Here is a 19944-nt window from a genome sequence, read left to right on the forward strand (position 1 = left end):
ACTTTTTAGTATGTATCTAAAACTGTAGTCCAAATTGTTCCAGGATAAGCTTCTTCAAAAGCCGCCTTATAATTTTTTAATTGTTTTTTTTCCGCTCTCATCGCTCGTGGATTGAATGGTTTTAGTTCATAAATTGTCTTTGTGCTAAAATCAACAAAATCTGGACGAATACCTTTTATTCCTCTGTATTACTTTATAGCGACGTCTGCAACTTCATCTGCAACTTTATATGCCGTATGCATCTCTTGACCAATTTTCATTGTCGATTTAGTATATTTAATACCTTTGGCCGCATCTCCAACATATGGAATTATAGAAATTACCGCAATTGCTGCATTTGCATTTTGTCCCCTTCCTAAATAAATAAGAGCATTAATTCCATCAACTATTCCTGAAGGGGCTGCAGCTCCTAAGCCCCAGCTCCCCGAAGTCTTCATAGAATGCGCAGCTTTAAAACTTATTGTTTTTACACAACATTATCAGTTCCTCAATTTGCTGTTGTGGCATTTTAACGGCACATTCAATGATTTCTTTTCCATTGTCCAGAATCAGGATGCCTTCATTGTCTTCTTCGTAGCCAATTGGTGAAACGAAATAAGTAAGGTTTTCGTTTTTAATTGTTTTTTTAGCATCGCGAAACCATCCGTAATTGGCTTCGTAAATAATTTCATTTTTTGAAAATGCTATAATTTCTTCACCATACGTATTCCATAATGCTACTCGCAATAAATAGAATCCTAGAAGGGAAAAAATCCCGATTCCGATTATAAATCCAAAATGTAAACCTTCTCCTAAAGCGATGGAAGCGATTGTTCCGGCAGTTGGGAAAATAAAAAAGGCAAAAGCAAAAAAATATAACACCAGTCGAATGATAAAAGGTGACTTTCGGACACTGAACTTTACTTGATTGTTTTCAAGAACAAATTGTGGCATAGTTTAAGAGAATTGCGAGCGGTTACGCCACAGGAATATAAATATTAAAAACAGCCCCTTTGTTTATGGCGCCTTCGGCTTTGATGAATCCTTTGTGGTTTTCTACAATTCGTTTTACGATGGTAAGTCCGATTCCGGTGCTTTTTGTGGGTTTGGTATGCAAGGCCTGAAAGAGACCGAATATTTTTTCGGTATATGCGGGATCAAAGCCTATCCCATTGTCTTCGATGGTGATGTTGCAGTATTTGGTATCGGGAAGCAGTTTTGCGTAATCGGAATCTGAGCTGCTAGTGGTTTTTGCGGTTATTTTAATAGTAAGTTCGCGATCCGGATCGGAAAATTTTATCGAATTGCTGATCAGGTTGTACAACAGCTGTCTGAACTGAAATTCGATTACAGGCAGCTGACCTAAATTCCCTATTTCAAAGTGTATGTTTTTGTTTTGTACCTCTTCTGAAAGGTCTTCAATAACCTCGTTTGCGATGCTGTTCAGCTCTTTTGATTCAAACTTTCGTTCGTCAAATTTGGTTTTGGAATAGAGGAGCAGGTCATTTATCAGGTTTTGCATTCTGAAAGCGGAAATCCTGATTTTATCAAAGGCATGTTTGCCTTTTTCAGAAAGGTTTTCGATTTCTCCTTTTTCGATAATATCCGTAAAAAGCTGAATTTTCCTTAGAGGCTCCTGAAGATCATGACTCGAGATATAGTTGAAAGCTTCGAGTTCGCTGTTCATTTTTTCCAGGGAAATATTTTTTTCGATCAGCTTTTTCTCTACATCTGATTTTAGTTTTTCGGCTTGTTTTTTCTGGCCTTCTGTTTTTTCGAGTAGACTGCTTTTTTCTTTCAGTATGGTTTTGCTCGCGACTTCCTGCTCTACGGCTGCGATATGAAAAGAAATCAGGTCCGCAAAAAGATGAAACATTTCAAGTACTTTAAATGTTTTCAGGCTGTTTGGTTTTGGGTCGATAGCGCATAACGTTCCGAAGAAAGTGCCGTCCTGACGTATAATTGGAATCGAAATATAACTTTGCAATTTATACATGGCAGGCGTATGGTGGTCATGAAAATCGGGATCTTCGCTTACGTTATCTATAATTACAGGTTGTATGTTTTGTCGGATGTCGTTGCAGATTGTTGTTCGTACTTCCAGTTCATCACCTGGTTTTAAACCAAATTCCAGATGATCCTCGGCGGCGCAGGTAATCCATCGGTCTTCGGTTACCCGGGCCACTGCTGCGAAGCCCATTCCGGTGGTCTGGCAAATTACACTTAGTAATTTAGGGATCATTGGTATACTCTGGATATTGAGAATGTCTTGTTTGAAATTTTCTTCTGGCACTTTCTAACTTAATTTTTTTTTAAAAATACAAAATATTTCCCTTTCAGGCGATTTAAGTTTTAAAGGCAAAGGGCTTTTAATTTCAGAATTATTTTTGGAGAGTTTAATTTTTGAAATTATTAGTTGTAATTTTACGACGATTTGCGTGAGGGATAGGAGTGAACTACCAAAGTAGTACGGATAGCCCGACCGCATTTGCGAAAGGCGCGAATAAGCGGTTTGTGGAGCGCGCCTTTTGAAAATGGGGTCACGCCCCGATTATGAACACAATTAAATATAAATAAATATGAAATTTTTTATTGACACAGCTAATTTAGCTCAGATTAAAGAAGCGCAGGCTTTAGGTGTTTTGGATGGTGTAACGACAAATCCGTCATTGATGGCAAAAGAAGGAATCACCGGAAAAAATAATATTCTAAAGCATTACGTTGCTATTTGTAATCTTGTTGAAGGTGATGTGAGTGCTGAAGTTAATGCACTTGATTTTGACGGAATGATCAGAGAAGGTGAAGAACTGGCTGAATTGCACGAGCAGATCGTAGTAAAACTGCCAATGACAAAAGAAGGTGTTATGGCTGCTAAATATTTCTCTGATAAAGGAATTAAAACCAATGTGACGTTGGTGTTTTCTGCGGGTCAGGCTTTATTGGCTGCAAAAGCAGGTGCCACTTATGTTTCTCCGTTTATTGGCCGCTTGGATGATGTTTCTACAGATGGTCTGAACCTGATTGAGGAAATTAGAGAAATCTATGATAACTATGGGTATGAGACTCAGATTCTTGCTGCTTCCGTACGTCATACGATGCATATCGTTAACTGCGCTAAAATTGGTGCTGATGTAATGACCGGACCTCTTTCTGCTATTTACGGTTTGTTGAAACACCCTTTAACCGATATCGGACTGGCTCAGTTTGTAGCTGATTTTGAGAAAGGAAACAAATAGTTTTTTCAGGATTTAAATATAAAAAAGACCCGTTTTACAATCGTAAAACGGGTCTTTTTTTATGTTGTTTTTCAGGAGATTTTAGTGTCCTCCTCCTTCGCTCTGAACGTGACTTACGCCCTGGCTTTTTAATATTTTAGGGCAATAGAAGCCGTAAAACGCTAAATAAGCAAAACCAAGTAAAGGTACGATATAAGAGAAGTGCGTGTAAGTAATACCTAATATTCCGTTTGGATGCGTTGCGTCTAAATCACAGATACTTCCCTGAACTAATGGAATAACACCACCACCAAGAATCATCATGATTAGGAAAGACGAAGCTTTTCCGGTGTTTCTTCCTAATCCTGCGATCGCTAAATCGAAGATAGAAGGCCACATGATCGATAAGAACAATCCTCCTGAAATAAAGAAGAATTTAGCAATTTCCGTATCCGGGCACACTAATCCGGCAACCATCATTAATAAACCGGAGATTCCGAAAAGCATTAATGTTTTTCCGGCATTTTTCCCACCTACAAAACTTACCGCAATAAATAGTAAGATCCAGATTGGATAAATATAGAAAGACGAAACATCATGCGCAGCAAAAACGTTTGCTCCGATAATCACGCCAAAAGCCAAAGCCGGTACGATAAATTTAAGCGCCGTGTTTACTAAGTTTGAGGTATTGAAAACATTGACACCACCATTCCAGCGGCCAATCATTAAACTTCCCCAATACAATGCAATAAAAGGAGAGATAGCATCTTCTAAAATATTACCGAACTCGTTTGTTTTTAATAAGGCTGGTAAATTACTAATGATGGTTACCTCAGTTCCCACATAAATAAAGATTCCCAACATTCCTAAATACAATTGCGGATAGTCTAAAATGCTGAATTTAGCATGTTTGTGTTCTAATTTAGCTTCTTCTTCATCTATTTTAGCCGGATCTTCGATTTTAGAAAAATACATGAAAACCGCCACCAGAATAAAGGCAAGTCCTAAAATGATAAAAGGTAATTTGATATCTTCTAGAGAAAGGTTTGTTTTTTTGTTGTCTCCCATTCCAAAAAGGGCAATTCCCAACAGGATGGCACCAATAGTAGTTCCGAAAGAGTTTACACCTCCTGCCAGTGTCAAACGGTGTGCTCCGGTAGTCGGGCTTCCCATTTTAATAGCAAGCGGATTGGCTACAATTTGCTGAATCGAAAATCCTAAACCTACCGTAAACAAAGCCGTTAAAAAGAAAGGGAAACTTTCCATTGTGGCAGCAGGAACGAATAAAAAGGAACCCACTGCAGAAAGAATTAATCCGGCAGAAAGGGTTTTTTTGTATCCGAATTTTTGTAAAACATCTGATTTTAGGGATACTAAAAAGAAGATAATTGATCCTACAAAGTATGCAGCGTAAAAAGCCCAGGCCACCAATTGTGACTGAACCTGAGATAAGGTAAATACTTTTTTGAATACTGGGATAAGGATGTCATTGGCCGATCCGACAAAACCCCAAAAGAAGAAGACGATTATCAAAGAGATAAATTGCCCCCACTTGGTTTGTACATTTTCTGAACTCATAGTAGTAGTAAAGGTTAATTTTATTATTTATGTTTTTTGAAGACCGTAAATATATTTGTTAAGTATATCAAAAAAAAATAAAAAGGCACAAATAATGTTAAATTTAAACCAACAACAGTATTTTTTCAACAAAGTGTTAATTTTAAACCTATTGAAAAGCGGAATTTAGAAGGAGTTTTATTCCAGAATCTTATTTTTGACCTCTTTGCTGTAGTTACGGCCAATAGGAATGGTGTAAGATTGGATCTGGATACGGTTCCCTTCAATGGATTTTACCTTGTTCAGGGCAATAACATACGATTTGTGGATGCGCAGGAAACGGTCAGCAGGTAATTCTTCCGATAAAGAAGTCAGTGATTTATGGGTAATATAGGTTTTGTCAGGGGTCACGACTTTAATGTATTCTTTCATTCCTTCGACAAACAGGATTTCCTCAATATTAATTTTCATCATCTTTTTATCTACTTTGATGAAAATATGGGAGTCGCCTTTTGTGGTTTCTACCTTAATATTATTTTTTACATTAAATTCGGTTGTGATTTTATTGATACACTTTATAAATCGGGGCAGCGGAATGGGTTTGACCAGATAATCCAACACATCGAGATCATAGCTTTCGGCTGCAAATTCACGGAAAGCTGTCGTGATGATCACTTTGGTTTTGGTTTCAATCAGGCTGATTAATTCAAAACCGGTCATCATAGGCATGTTAATGTCTAAAAAAACAGCGTCAACAGCAGTACTGTTTATAAAATCGAGCGCTTCCAGAGAATTATTAAAAGTACCTATAACTTCAAAGTCAGTAAAATTGCTGAAATAATTTTGCAGGACTTTGATTGCCAATGGCTCATCATCAATCAACACGCATTTAATTTTCATTACGAATAGGTATTTGCAAACGGATTATATAGTAATTGAGTTTCGTTTTATGCTTTAAACTGAAATTATTTTTGTAAATTAATTTTAATCTCTTTTTAGTATTGGCTAATCCGATACCGCCTTTTGAGTTAAGATTTGGTGAAATTACAAAATTATTTAGGATTTCAAAATCTAACATTTTAGTATCGATAACTTTACAATTAATCTTTATTTTTAAGTTTTTATTGTTTAAGCCACCGTGTTTAAATGCATTTTCGACCAGTGAAATGAATATCAGCGGAGGTACTACCACGTCTTCAATATCCGATTCCAGGTTTATGGTAACTTCCACATTCTCAAAACGCAACTTTTCAATTTCGATGTAATTCTGAATGTAGTCGATTTCTTTGATGAGCGGCACGAATTTGGTTCCTTTTACATCGTACAGCACATATTCCATCAGGTTGGACAATTTGATGATTACATCCGGAACCTTATTGGAAGATTCGAGTGACAGCGCATACAAATTGTTTAAGGTGTTAAAGAAAAAGTGGGGCTGAATCTGGTTTTCAAGATATTTTAGCTTGATCTTGAATTGGTTTTCCCGAAGGGACCTGTTTCTTTCCCTTTCGCGTAGCCAGGTTAAGGTAAGGTACACCGACGATGCCATTGCCAGAACGTATAATTCCCCAATACAAACCGCGACGATATGGTTGATCTCGAAGGGATGGTATTCGCGATTGGCTTCCGGCCAGATATTTTCGGATATAATATAATAGGTAAGGGCAGTCTTCAATAAATAAATTCCAAACAGGCTTACAATTAAGGCAAAGGTATACTGGATGTATTTCTGTTTTAAAACAAATTTCGGCACTAAAACAAAAAGGTTAAAATAGACCAAAGGAATGTGCAGCGAAAACTCAATAAGATTCGATTTGAATGAATAAGGGTAATCGTTGAAGTAAGCTCCCCATCTTAAAAAATTAAGAGTGAAATAACTTCCCCAAAACCAAATATGGTTCTGAAGCTTTATGTCGAATTTTAATTTCTGAAGTTCGTTCAACTTTATTTTTTAAGGAATTACGAGTGTTTGTCTTTTTGAATAAAGATTTTGCAACTTTAAACAATTACAGGTTAAAACGCAATTCTTTTGAATAAAATTTTAAAAAAAAATGGAAATGATGGTATATTTTTCGGATAGAACGTTTTCGTAAAACATAATGTTGATTGTTTTGTGTCGTTTGTTTAAGATTTTGGGCTGTTTGTTTAAAATATTTTATTTATGTTAATTTTAACAATATTTTTATCGCTTAACCAACAAAACCATGACAAAAATGAAACAAATTGTGTTAATATTTATGATTTTCTTTACTACGCAAGTCATGCTTGCCCAGGTAAAAACAATCAAAGGTTTAGTAAGTGATCAAAACGGATTGCCATTACCGGGAGTAACTGTTCTTATCCAGGGAACAGCCACAGCAAGTCAATCTGATTATGATGGAATCTATACGATACAGGCATCAACAGGTGATGTTCTTGTTTTTTCGTATTTAGGAATTAAAACTAAGACAGTAACTGTAGCGGGTTCCACTACTGTAAATGTTGTGCTCACAGAAGATGCACAAAATTTAAATGAAGTTGTAGTTACGGCATTAGGGATTAAAAGACAGAAGAAAGAACTGGGTTATGCCGTTCAGGATGTAAAAGGAGACCAGTTGAGTAAAGTTATTACGACCAACGTAGCGACAGCACTTTCCGGAAAAATTGCCGGTGTCGATGTTTCTATTCCTGCAACAGGAGTAGGAGGAAGTACCAGGGTGATTATCAGGGGTATTTCGAGTATAGGTGAAAATAACCAGCCGCTTTATATTGTTGATGGAGTTCCTATTGACAACACCGGTTTGTCTAACGATAGTGCCGCTACCAGCAAATGGTTTGACGGACGAGACAGCGGAGATGGAATTTCCAGCATTAATCCAAATAACATTGAGAGCTTAACAGTACTAAAAGGAGCTGCTGCGGCAGCATTGTACGGTTCCAGAGCGTTAAATGGAGTTATTTTAATTACGACTAAAAAAGGAACTAAAGGAAAATTACAGGTTGAATTAACAAGTGGTGTAAGCTTTGACCGTGTAAATGCAAAATACAGTGATTACCAAAGCGATTACGGTACAGGATCTAACGGGATTTTGCCGGACCCGACCAAAGCACCTTCCGAAATATACGGATATACAACGAATGCCTGGGGGCCAAAGTTCTCACAATCAGTAGGACAGCAAGTGAAAATATTTGACGGTTCTATGAGACCTTATGCTAAAGTGGAGAATAATATTCAGGATTTCTTCAGAACCGGATTTACTACTACAAACGGAGTCGCGTTATCCGGCGGAAGTGAAAATGCATTTGTTCGTTTTGGATTCAATAATCTTAAAAATGCAGACGTTATTCCAAATACAGGTCTGGAAAGAAACGATGCCAGCTTAAATGCAACGATAAAATCAGATAAATTTACTTTGGATGCCAATGTAAATTACATGGTTGAAAATACCAATAACAGACCAGGTTTAGGGGATTCTCCTAATAATGTGGGTTATTCTTTAAGTGGTCTGGCACCGAATATCGATCAGGCATGGCTTAAAAATTATGAAAACCCGGCAAACGGATCCATGTACCAATGGAATAACAATGTGTATTCGTTAAATCCTTATTTCGTGGTAAATGAAAACCATAACTCCTCTACTAAAAACCGTTTTATGGGGAATGTTACCGGAACGTACCAGCTTAAAAAATGGATGGGATTAACGTTCAGAACCGGTTTGGATACTTATGTTTTCGGTGCCAAGGATTTTATGGCTGCCGGAAGTACCTGGCCGGGAAGGGACAATGGTTATCTTGGACTGGATAATATTACGGTTTCTGAAATGAATACAGATATCATCGCCACTTTTAGCGATATTAAATTAGCAAGTGACCTTACTTTTTCAGGAATTTTAGGAACCAGCAGAAGAGATTTCAGAAGACAGCAGAATTCAAGATTCGGTACTAACATTATCGAAAAGGGAACAGAGTACATCAGTAATTTCTCCAATCAGACAGAAAATGCACCATTGGAAACCAGAACCAGAACAAATTCAGTTTACGGTTCTGCAAAATTAGATTATAAAGGTTATTTATATGCTGAGTTTACAGGAAGAAATGACTGGTTCAGCGTAATCAATAAAGATGCTTTTTATCCTGCAGCTTCGTTAGGTTTTATATTCTCTGATGCTTTTGGTATTCAAAGTGATACGTTCTCTTATGGTAAATTAAGAGCTTCCTGGGCACAGGTTTCCAACGCGCCGGGAGCCTATAAAAATGCATTAAACTATACTACTTATTCTTCTTATAGCGGTGGTAGTGTGGTGAATATTAAAAATACTTCGGCACCAAATCCTGATTTAACGTACCAGTCTAAAACCGGAGTTGAATTCGGACTTGAGACTTCATTCTTTAAAAACAGGCTGAAAGCGGATATTACGGTATATCGTGAAGACACTTCAGATCAGACTATTGATTTGCCATCCTCTGCTACTTCGGGATATGAGTATATCTCTGTAAATGCAGGTGAATTACGTAACGAAGGTATTGAGTTGTTTTTGTCCGGTACGCCAGTGAAAACAAAGAATTTTGAATGGGGAATAGATTTAAACTTTTCTAAGAATAAAAACTCAATTCTTTCCTTACACCCGGATATTGACACCTATACGATTTCTGAAGCCCGTTGGGCCGGTGCTGCAATCGTAGCGCAGGTGGGTGGACAATACGGAACCATTATCGGAAAAGATTTTCTTAAAACTCCGTCCGGAGAAAAGATTGTTGGAGCCAACGGAATGCCTATGTTCACAGACAGTAAAGTTGCTTTAGGAAAAGGACTTCCGGACTGGGCAGCGGGTTTAACGAATCGTTTCTCTTATAAAGGAATTACGCTTCAGTTTTTAATTGACATGAAATTTGGAATGGATGTCTATTCTATGACCAATTCACTTGCCGCTCAGAAAGGACTTTTAGATGTAACTACAGAAGGCAGGGATGCTTACAATGCCGCAAGAGCACAGGCCGTGGCAAACGATCCTAACTTTAGCCAGTCCACCTGGGTTCCTACTGCGGGATATGTTGTGGAGGGTGTTGTAAATACAGGAACAGCTGATAATCCGAATTATGTAAAAAACACTACTCCTGTAAATCCTCAGGACTACTGGAACAGTGTTTTTAACAATACACCTGCACCATTTATTTATGATGCTTCTTATGTAAAATTAAGAGAGGTAAGTTTAGGGTATACGATACCAAAAAGTGTTTTCAACGGAGCAAAAATCAACAGTATCTATTTTTCGGTATTCGCAAGAAATTTATTGACTTTTAATAAAGATTTGCCAAACGTTGATCCGGAATCTATGTATACTTCAGGAAACGGACAAGGTTTTGAGTATGGTTCATTACCGTTTAGAAGATCATATGGGTTTAATCTTAAAGTTACATTCTAAAAAAATAAATTATGAAATTTAAACAAATAATAATAGCCGTACTCTCCCTATTTACGATGGTTGGCTGTACTGAAAACTTTGACGAACTGGAAAAAGATCCGGTGGCGTTATCTGCAAATCCTGCTGGCCAGCTGAGATTTACCCAATTGTGTATGTCCGGTGACGGGTATTACCAATGGAGAGCAAACCTAATCTATTCCGGAGGATTTGTACAGCACTACGCCGGTGCCTGGAACGTGACGGAATTTGGAAGCAAATTCAAGAAAAATGATGACTATGCTACCGCTTTATGGAGAAATGGTTATTCTAATGAAATGAAAAGTATTGTAGACGTGCTGGAAAAAACCAGTGGAGATCCTGCAGCTGTTAATATGAACGCTGTTGCCAAAATTATGAAAGTAATGATTGCACAACGTCTGACGGACATTTATGGTGATGTGCCTTATTCAGAAGCCGGTTTAGGATTTTCTAAAGGAATAGTAACGCCTAAATACGATAAACAGCAAGATATTTACAATGCCTTTTTTACAGAACTTCAAGAAGCTTTTACACAGCTGAATGCTAATGGTGGTGCTGTAAAAGGAGATTTGTTTTATGATGGCGATATTACTAAATGGAAAAAATTAGCCAATACCATGCGTTTGCGTCTGGCAATGAGAATCTCTGAAGTAAGCCCTGCTGAAGCTGAAAAACAGGCAAAGGCCGCTTTTCAGAATGGTGTTTTCGAAAGTAATGCTGATAACTGCGTAATGCATCATTTGGATTTTCCTTTCAATGATACTCCGGGAGCACTTGATTTCAGAGGTAACGGATTGTCTTATGCTTTTATCGGAAACGAGCATGCAGATCACTTTAGTTCTTTGATGATTGATTTCTTAAGAAATAATGGCGATCCAAGATTAACCATGCTGGCTACAGCTAAAACCGGAAGTGCAAACTGGGGACCTCCTGCACCGGGAGAAGAATTATATGTGGGTAATGTTCCCGGAGTTTTTCAATGGGATATGCCGGGTGGTTCGAACGCAATTTCGGGTATTCAGCCTTATTTAAAGCTTAAAACTACTCCGTTTTTACATGTGAGTTATTCAGAATCACAATTGCTATTGGCTGAAGCTGCCTACAGAGGATGGGTTACGGGTGCAGCAGCCGATTATTATAAAAAGGGGGTTGAAGCAGGCATTAAACAATTAGAAGTGTATGGTGCTCCTGCGGCAAGCCAGACGGCTATCAATACGTTTTTGTCAGCTAAGCCTTTAGTGGCCGGAACCGAAAAAGAACAAATTGCCACGCAGCTTTGGGTGACTTATTTATTTAATAGCATCGAAGCTTATTCCAACTGGAGAAGAACAGGATATCCGCATTTACTACCGATAACCAATCCGGATTCGGAAACGCAGGGCGTAACTCCGACACGTTTGTATTATCCAAACGATGAGATGCAGAAAAACTCCAAAAACTATCTGGATGCCCTTTCCAGAATGGGAGGTACGAATGACTGGTTAAATAAAGTCTGGTGGGATGTAAACTAAAAATCCTAAAAAAATACAAAGAATAAAGTTATGCCTGATAAGGTATTATTTCAATCTAATTAAAATTACAAACAGCACGTTTAAAATTTCAAAATTATGATAAAAAATAAAGCCTTATTAGGCATCCTTTTTTTTATAAGTTCGCTTATTTCCGTTTATAGCTGTACCACGCAAAAAGAATCAGATCCCGAGGAAACCAAAACAAAAACAGCAAGGGTAGTGGGGTATTTATCTTCGGATAATATCAGTAAAATGACTTCGATACCGTTTTGTAAACTGACCCATCTGAATGTTGCTTTTGCAAATCCCAATAAAGACGGGAGCCTGATTTTCAACGGAGATATCGATGCTCTTATACAATATGCCAGATCGGTTAATCCTACTATTGTAATCAGTATTTCACTGGCAGGCGGCGTATTATCGGAAGAACAGGCAGCCAATTGGTCTTTTTTAATTGATAAGGCCGAAAACAGGCCCGTTTTAATTCAAAGTATCTTAAACTTTGTGGAGCTTCATCATCTTGACGGAGTCGATGTGGATCTCGAATGGGAAGCCGTAACGCCGGGTTATAGCGGATTTGTTTTAGAATTAAGAAAAGGCCTTACGGAGCATAAAAAACTTTTAACAGCCGCATTGCCCAATAATTCCCGTTTCGAAAATATAAATTCAGCAGCCTTAAATGCATTCGACTTTATCAATATAATGTCTTATGACAGTACAGGGCCGTGGACACCCAATAATCCCGGTCAGCACAGTTCGATGAGCAATGCCAGGGACGGAATTGATTTTTGGCATAAACTTCAAAATGTTCCAAGTGAGAAAATAACGCTGGGAGTACCTTTTTACGGTTATAATTTTACTTATGCAACGGTGACCAGCTCCACATACGGCCAGATTGTAGAAGTCGGACCTCAATTTGCAGATCAGGATGAATTAGGAAAAATTTATTATAACGGAAGACCTACAATTGCACAAAAAGTGGAATATGCTTCTCAATATACCGGAGGAATTATGATTTGGGAACTCGCACAGGATTCTTTTGGCGACTATTCTTTATTAGAGGTAATTCATAAACAATATACCAGTTTAAAATTTAAAACTACCGGATTGTGCGGTAATTAAATTCAATGAGATTGTAGCATAAAAATAAATAATTGCTATTCTGCAGACATGCAATAATTTTTATTAAAAAAATCTTAATTTCTTATCTAAACAGCACATTTTTAAAGACTTATTGAAAATTGCAGCATGAGAAAGAAATAGTTAAATTGATGTATATAATATTGTAAAATTTAAATAAATGACAGAATTTAATAAGGAGAAAACGTTTTCGCAAAACGTATTATTGATTGTTTTATGTCGTTGGTTTAAAAAAAATAACCGTTTGTATAATTTATTTTTTTTAACAATACGTTAAGAATAAATTTACACCATAACTAACAAAATAAATAAACATGAAAAAAATTTTCTTAATCTTTATGATTGTTTTTACTGCGCAGGTTTCGCTTGCACAGGTAAAAAGTGTCAAAGGTATTATTACAGATTCTGATGGGATGCCGTTACCAGGGGCATCTGTTGCTGTACAAGGAGGTCAAAAAGGTGCTACAACCGATTTTGACGGTTTGTACGCAATCGAAGCACAAAAAGGACAAACATTGGTTTTTACTTATGTAGGTCTTGAAACACAGTCTATAGTGGTAGGTGATGCCGCTACAATTAATGTTAAATTAGTTCCGGCAGCTTCAAATGCTCTTAACGAAGTTGTGGTAACTTCATTGGGTATCAAGAAAACCAGAAAATCTTTGACTTATGCCGCTCAGGAGCTTAAAGGGGAAGAGTTAACTCGTGTAAAAGATGCTAACGTTATCAATACAATAGCCGGTAAAATTGCCGGTGTTGCTGTAACTAAAAGTTCAGGTGGTACAGGTGGATCTACAAAAGTAGTTATTCGTGGAAATTCTTCAATTTCTAATAGCCAGCCTTTATATGTTATTGATGGTATTCCGATGTTGAATTCAGGTTCAGGCCAGCCAAATGATTCATTTGGTAGTTTGTCGGGAGGTAACCGTGATGGAGGAGATGTAATCTCTCTTGTAAATCCAGATGATTATGAAGGGATGACTGTACTTAAAGGTGCTGCAGCTTCTGTGTTATATGGATCTCAAGGAGCTAATGGAGTAATTTTACTATCATCAAAAAAAGCTAAAAGTGGTAAAGCAAATATTACCGCGTCTTCTGTTACAACTTTTGAGGAAGCGGCATACATGCCTAAATTTCAAACAGATTATATTGCTGCCGCCGGAGCAGATGAATCTTGGGGTGCTAAACAAAAAACACCAGATCATGTAAAAGATTTTTTTAATACAGGAACTACTCAAATTACATCGGTAGGTTATTCACTAGGTACTGAAACTTCTTCAACTGCATTTTCTTATGCTAATACATCTGCTACAGGTATTGTTCCTGGCAACAGCTTGAAGAAAAATAATTTTGGTATTCGACAAACAGCTAAATTTTTTGGTGATAAATTAACTTTCGCAGCAAATGCAAATTATACAAGCCAGACTATTGCTAATAAACCGGTAAATGGATTTTACTTTAATCCTTTGACTGGTGTTTATTTAATGCCAAGAGGAAATGATTTTGAGTATTATAAAAATAATTTCGAGGTATATAATCCCTCTAGAAATTTAATGGCTCAAAACTGGATGACGAACAGAGATATTATGCAAAATCCATATTGGGCAATTAACAGAAACAAATCTGAAGATAAAAATGACTTTTTTAATGGAGCATTATCTTTATCTTATAAAGCAAACAATTGGTTAACTATTGCATCAAGATATAGTTACAACAGAGTAACAAGTATTTTTGATAAAAAAATATATGCTACCACACAAGGTACCCTTTCTAATGTAAACGGAAGATATATTAATGAAAACTCTTTGAGTACTCAACGTTATGGTGATTTAATAGCCACAATCAATACAAAAATTGCAACTGATTTTTCTTTCAATGCAAATATTGGTGCAAGTATCACTAATACGTTAACAAACGATAAGACAATTTTAGATTCTGGAATCAGTGGCGGATTAGGTATTGCAAACTGGTTTACACTTCATAATTTCAATAATAATACAGGTAATTATCAAACTGTGGACTCTCAAAGAGAAGTGCAATCAGTATTTGCTGCAACTACTTTTGGATATAAAGATATGTTGTTCTTAGATCTTGCAGGAAGAAATGACTGGTCATCTACAGTGTCAGATCCATATTTTTATCCATCTGTAGGTTTAACTGCCCTTATTAGCGAAATGACAACATTACCAGAATGGATCAACTTTGGTAAAGTTCGTGGTACGTATGCAAAAGTTGGTAATGATATTTATCCTTTTGTTAGTAATCCAACTTATTATTCTGCTCCAGGCGTATCAGGAATAAATCCTAAAGTAGGACCAAGACCAGGTGAAAAATTAAAACCTGAGCTGAAATCTGAATTTGAGTTTGGTACAGAATGGAGAATGTTCAACAACAGATTAGGTTTTGAAGTTTCATATTACAATTCTGAAACTAAAAATCAATACCTGCAAGTAGTAGCGGGAGTTAATGATCTTGGATATGATTTTTACGGAATCAATGCAGGAAGTATTGAAAACAAAGGTATCGAGGTCGTTTTAAGCGGAGGAATTATCAGAGGAGATAAATTTTCCTGGGATACCACTGTGAATTTTTCTCAAAACAAAAATAAGGTAAAAGAAATTCCTACTGAATTAGGTGGTAGAGTTAATTTAACTGAAGCAGGTGTAAATAGTTACAGATATGCTTTAATTGAAGGAAAGCCTTATGGTGTAATTGAAGGTATCAACTTCAAAAAAGATGCTCAGGGAAGAATTTTAATGAATGATGATGGTACTTTTCAAAAAACTGATTTCGAAGAAGTTGGAAATTCTAATCCGGATTTTATGTTAGGTTTTTCAAACTCATTTAAGTTTGGTTCTTTCTTTGCAAACGTATTAATTGACGGGCGTTTTGGAGGAGATGTCATGAGTTTAACGGAAGCGCAAAATGATTCATTTGGAGTTTCAAAAGCCTCAGGTGATGCAAGAAATGCAGGTGGAGTAGCAGTGAACGCAGTTAGAGCTAGTGATGGTGTTGCAGTAACGAATATACCGGCACAATCATATTACACACAAGTTGGAGGAAGAGCCGGTATTACTGGTGAATATATTTATGATGCAACAAATGTGAGTGTAAGAGAAGTATCTGTAGGATATAATTTCAATCCTAAAGCTTTACCTTTTATTCAATCTGCCAGTATTTCTTTAATTGCCAGAAACTTATTCTTTATTTACAAAGATGCACCTTTTGATCCAAACATTGCATTAAGTACAGGTCAGGGTTTACAAGGAGTAGATATTTATGGTTTACCATCTACTAGAAGTATCGGTCTTAATTTAAACGTAACTTTCTAAAATTAAAAACATGAAACTAAATAATATAACAAAAGCAGCTGTCTGTTTATCATTGTTGACCACATTTGGTTGCACAGATAATTTTGAAGAAATTAACACCAATAAACAGGGAATTACACCCGAACTATTGGAACAGGATTTCAACCATATCAAACAAGGTTTTGCACCAATATTTAATAATATACAGGTAATCACCGCAAATTTTGAGTGGGTATACCAATTACAGCAAAATCTTAATAGTGATATCTGGTCAGGATACATGGCTACACCAACTGGTTTTGCAGGAGGTGTAAATAACACAACTTACTCGTTAGTTGATGGCTGGAATGGATTTATATGGGATTATGCATATAAAAACGTAATGTATAATGCAGTAGATATTGAAAGAAAATCAAAAGGTAAATTTGATCAGTTTTATTCCTTATCATTGATTTTGAAAGTTGAAGGGATGCATAGGCTAACAGATACTTTTGGTCCTATTATCTACTCTAAATATGGAAATACCATTACTACAGAATATGATAGCCAGGAACAAGTTTATAACCAGTTTTTTAATGAGTTGGATATTGCTGTAGCAGATTTAACCAAGAGAGTTGATGACGGAGATACTGGTGAAGCTACTTTTAAGACAACTGATTTATCTGGCTACAAAGGTAAATATAAACAATGGGTGAAATTTGCGAATACATTGCGTTTAAGATTGGCCATGCGTATTGTAAAAGTTAATCCTGCATTAGCTAAAATACAGGCAGAAAAGGCAGTAGCTCACAAATTTGGAGTTATGGCATCAAATGCAGATTTGTTTAAGATTGTATCTCCGGTTTACACAAATCCACTTGCAACAATTAGCGGTTCATGGCTGGATATTCGTATGTCTGCTGATATGGAATCTATAATGGGCGGATATGATGATCCTAGAATCGAAAGTTATTTTGATCAATCAACCCAATTTACAGGTCAATATAAAGGCGTTCGTACTGGAATTGAAATTGCAGCAAAAGCAGATCATCAGGATTTTTCCGGTTTAGGAGCTGTTGCAAAAACAAACGAAATAGTTTTAATGACTACTGCAGAGGCTTATTTCCTTAGAGCCGAAGGTGCATTGAGAGGTTGGGATATGGGAGGCGATGCTAAGTCATTGTACGAGCAAGGTATCGCTGCTTCATTTGGACAAAGAGATGCGTCAGGAGTAGCAGCTTATATTGCTGATAATACAAAATTGCCTAAAGCATATGTTGATCCTGAGTTCCCGGTAAATAACTCACCAGCAGTCAACAATGTTACAGTTGCCTGGAGTGACGCTGCTACTAATGAGGTAAAATTGCAAAAAATTATTACTCAAAAATGGATTGCAGGCTTCCCTGAAGGTCAGGAAGCATGGTCAGATTACAGAAGAACGGGGTATCCTAAATTATTCCCTGTACTTAAAAATAATAGTGGCGGAACAATTTCATCCACTTTAGGAGTACGTAGAATTAATTTCGTTCAATCTGAAAAAGCAAGCAATCAGGCTGGAGTAGATTCAGGTATTGCTAAACTTAATGGTCCTGATACCGGAGGCACAAGACTTTGGTGGGATACTACAGCTCCAAATTTCTAAAAAAATAATATCAAAAGTTAAAGAATATAAGTTTGGTTGGAAAATGGTATAAGTAATGAGAGTTACTTATACCATTTCATAAACCAAAAGGGTAATTACTATAAAAAGAAAAAAATGAAAAGTGCTTTAGAAATTAAACCTGATATCAGCTATAAAAGCGCGGGAAAATTTGAAGAAACCAGATTTGAAAAAATCCATAATGAAATCTTCAAAAATTCTGCGGAAGCTTCCCTAATTGTAGCACATGAAATCGCTCAGTTAATCAGATCTAAACAAGAGAAAGGTAAATCTTGCGTATTAGGTTTAGCAACAGGTTCTTCTCCTATAAAAGTATATGAAGAATTGGTGCGAATGCACAGAGAAGAAGGCCTGAGTTTTAGCAACGTGATCACTTTTAACCTGGATGAATATTATCCGATGACAAAAGAGAACAATCAGAGCTATCACTATTTCATGCACCAGCATCTTTTTAATCACATTGATATTAAACCTGAAAATGTTAATATTCCGGATGGTACCGTTGCAATCGAAGAACTCAATCAGTATTGTATCGATTACGAAATGAATATTAAAAACGCAGGAGGTCTTGATTTTCAATTATTAGGTATAGGACGTACCGGCCACGTAGGGTTCAATGAGCCGGGATCACATATCAACTCCGGAACACGTATCATAACACTGGATCACATTACAAGAGTAGATGCCTCTTCCGATTTTAATGGGATAGATAACGTTCCGAAAAGGGCGATTACCATGGGAGTTTCTACCATCATGAGATCAAAAAGAATTGTATTAATGGCCTGGGGACAAAATAAGGCCGATATCATCAAAAGAACCGTTCAGGGTGATATCAGTTCTGAAGTTCCTGCCACTTTTTTACAAAACCATCCCAATGCCACTTTCGTATTGGATCAGTCTGCAGCAGTAGAATTAACCCGTTTTAAAACACCGTGGTTAGTAGGAGAATGTATCTGGACACAAGAATTAAAAAGCAAAGCAATTGTTTGGTTATGCCAAAAAACAAAACAATCTATTTTAAAATTAACAGACCGTGATTACAACAATAACGGAATGTCTGATCTTTTGGCGCAAGAAGGTTCTGCTTATGATCTGAACATCAATATGTTCAACGTATTACAGCACACCATTACCGGATGGCCAGGCGGAAAACCAAATACCGACGATTCACATCGTCCGGAAAGAGCCAATCCGGCCAAAAAAAGAGTGATTCTTTTTAGTCCACACCCTGACGATGACGTCATTTCTATGGGAGGAACTTTTTCAAAATTGATAAAACAAGGGCATGATGTACACGTAGTATATCAAACCTCCGGAAATATAGCCGTTACAGACGACGAAGCCTTAAAATTTGCTGAAGTTGCCAAAGATTTTGTGGGTGATGCAACAAGTGCCATAAATTTTAAATCTATAATTGAATTTTTGAATAATAAGTCAGAAAATGAGATTGATTCATTGGAAGTTCGAAAATTAAAAGGACTAATCAGAAGAAGGGAATCTTATGCAGCTACAAGATACATTGGCTTAAAAGATGAAAACACACATTTTCTGGATCTTCCGTTTTATGAAACCGGACAAGTAAAGAAAAACCCGCTGGGACCTGAAGATATTGCCATCGTAAAGGATATCATTGCCAGAATAAAACCACATCAGGTATTTGCAGCAGGCGATCTTGCTGATCCGCACGGAACACATGAAGTCTGCCTGAATGCGATCTTTGCAGCTATGAAGCAATTGAAACCGGAGAAATACATGGATGACTGCTGGTTATGGCTGTACAGAGGAGCCTGGCACGAATGGGATATTCACGAAATTGATATGGCTGTTCCGCTTTCTCCATCAGAAGTATTATTGAAACGTCACGCGATTTTATACCACCAGTCCCAAAAAGACAGGGTAATGTTTCAGGGAAATGATTCCAGGGAATTTTGGGTGAGGGCAGAGGACCGTAATAAAAATACAGCCATCTTATATGATGAATTAGGTTTGGCTGAATATGAAGCAATTGAAGCCTTTAAACGTTTTGATTACTAAAGTTGTTTTTTAAACCGATTCGGGTGAGAGCGAATCAAATTACAAAAATCAGATGGATCTCATAAGGAAAGTGAGGTTCAGCAGAGATCCTTCTGAGTTTTGTTTCTTTATCTATTATTAATGTTGTCTCCGGATAAC

General features: G+C 36.9%; 14 protein-coding genes. 7 read left to right on the plus strand and 7 right to left on the minus strand.

Features of this window, described 5'->3' with window-relative positions:
- Nucleotides 1-5 precede the first annotated feature (5 nt).
- Genes LPB89_RS22030 through LPB89_RS10475 form a run of 4 tightly spaced genes read right to left on the minus strand, consistent with a single transcriptional unit; the run spans nucleotide 6 to nucleotide 2221 of the window.
- On the minus strand, nucleotides 6-179 hold the full coding sequence (locus tag LPB89_RS22030) for a hypothetical protein (protein WP_370635508.1): 174 nt from the start codon (nucleotides 177-179) through the stop codon (nucleotides 6-8).
- Between the two features lie 9 nt (nucleotides 180-188).
- On the minus strand, nucleotides 189-437 hold the full coding sequence (locus LPB89_RS10465; protein WP_230701689.1) for a hypothetical protein: 249 nt from the start codon (nucleotides 435-437) through the stop codon (nucleotides 189-191).
- Between the two features lie 13 nt (nucleotides 438-450).
- Complete coding sequence (locus tag LPB89_RS10470) at nucleotides 451-933, minus strand: hypothetical protein (RefSeq protein WP_230701690.1); 483 nt, start codon at nucleotides 931-933, stop codon at nucleotides 451-453.
- Nucleotides 934-955: 22 nt separating this feature from the next.
- Nucleotides 956-2221, minus strand: coding sequence for an ATP-binding protein (locus tag LPB89_RS10475; protein WP_230701691.1), 1266 nt, complete (start codon nucleotides 2219-2221; stop codon nucleotides 956-958).
- 337 nt (nucleotides 2222-2558) lie between these two features.
- Between LPB89_RS10475 and fsa the strand changes: the two genes are divergently transcribed.
- Entirely contained in the window at nucleotides 2559-3215 is a 657-nt protein-coding gene (fsa, locus tag LPB89_RS10480) for a fructose-6-phosphate aldolase (protein ID WP_230701692.1), read from the plus strand.
- 81 nt (nucleotides 3216-3296) lie between these two features.
- Here the strand turns inward: fsa and LPB89_RS10485 are convergent, their stop codons facing one another.
- From LPB89_RS10485 to LPB89_RS10495, 3 genes are all read right to left on the minus strand, one after another.
- Nucleotides 3297-4772, minus strand: coding sequence for an MFS transporter (locus LPB89_RS10485; RefSeq protein ID WP_230701693.1), 1476 nt, complete (start codon nucleotides 4770-4772; stop codon nucleotides 3297-3299).
- Nucleotides 4773-4949: 177 nt separating this feature from the next.
- On the minus strand, nucleotides 4950-5651 hold the full coding sequence (locus LPB89_RS10490) for a LytTR family DNA-binding domain-containing protein (RefSeq protein WP_127338755.1): 702 nt from the start codon (nucleotides 5649-5651) through the stop codon (nucleotides 4950-4952).
- Nucleotides 5641-6693 carry a sensor histidine kinase gene (locus LPB89_RS10495; RefSeq protein ID WP_230701694.1) on the minus strand — a complete coding sequence of 351 codons (1053 nt, stop codon included), beginning with the start codon at nucleotides 6691-6693 and terminating at the stop codon, nucleotides 5641-5643. Before LPB89_RS10495 ends, LPB89_RS10490 begins: the two co-directional genes overlap by 11 nt.
- A 271-nt stretch (nucleotides 6694-6964) precedes the next feature.
- Here LPB89_RS10495 and LPB89_RS10500 point away from each other — a divergent pair, with 271 nt between their 5' ends.
- The 6 genes from LPB89_RS10500 (at nucleotide 6965) to nagB (ending at nucleotide 19806) form a co-directional block, all read left to right on the plus strand.
- Complete coding sequence (locus tag LPB89_RS10500; protein WP_230701695.1) at nucleotides 6965-10153, plus strand: SusC/RagA family TonB-linked outer membrane protein; 3189 nt, start codon at nucleotides 6965-6967, stop codon at nucleotides 10151-10153.
- 11 nt (nucleotides 10154-10164) lie between these two features.
- A complete protein-coding gene (locus LPB89_RS10505) occupies nucleotides 10165-11682 on the plus strand; it encodes a SusD/RagB family nutrient-binding outer membrane lipoprotein (RefSeq protein ID WP_230701696.1) in 1518 nt (505 codons plus the stop codon).
- Nucleotides 11683-11778: 96 nt separating this feature from the next.
- Nucleotides 11779-12804 (plus strand): glycosyl hydrolase family 18 protein, encoded by a 1026-nt coding sequence (locus LPB89_RS10510; protein ID WP_230701697.1) that lies wholly within the window; start codon nucleotides 11779-11781, stop codon nucleotides 12802-12804.
- A 332-nt stretch (nucleotides 12805-13136) separates the two neighbouring features.
- Complete coding sequence (locus LPB89_RS10515) at nucleotides 13137-16154, plus strand: SusC/RagA family TonB-linked outer membrane protein (protein WP_230701698.1); 3018 nt, start codon at nucleotides 13137-13139, stop codon at nucleotides 16152-16154.
- Nucleotides 16155-16164: 10 nt separating this feature from the next.
- Nucleotides 16165-17754 (plus strand): RagB/SusD family nutrient uptake outer membrane protein, encoded by a 1590-nt coding sequence (locus LPB89_RS10520; RefSeq protein ID WP_230701699.1) that lies wholly within the window; start codon nucleotides 16165-16167, stop codon nucleotides 17752-17754.
- A 114-nt stretch (nucleotides 17755-17868) separates the two neighbouring features.
- Nucleotides 17869-19806, plus strand: a complete 1938-nt coding sequence (gene nagB, locus LPB89_RS10525; protein ID WP_230701700.1) for a glucosamine-6-phosphate deaminase — start codon at nucleotides 17869-17871, stop codon at nucleotides 19804-19806.
- The last annotated feature ends 138 nt before the right edge of the window (nucleotides 19807-19944 follow it).

Origin of the sequence: Flavobacterium sp. ENC, from assembly GCF_020991415.1 — a bacterium.
Taxonomy (GTDB): domain Bacteria; phylum Bacteroidota; class Bacteroidia; order Flavobacteriales; family Flavobacteriaceae; genus Flavobacterium.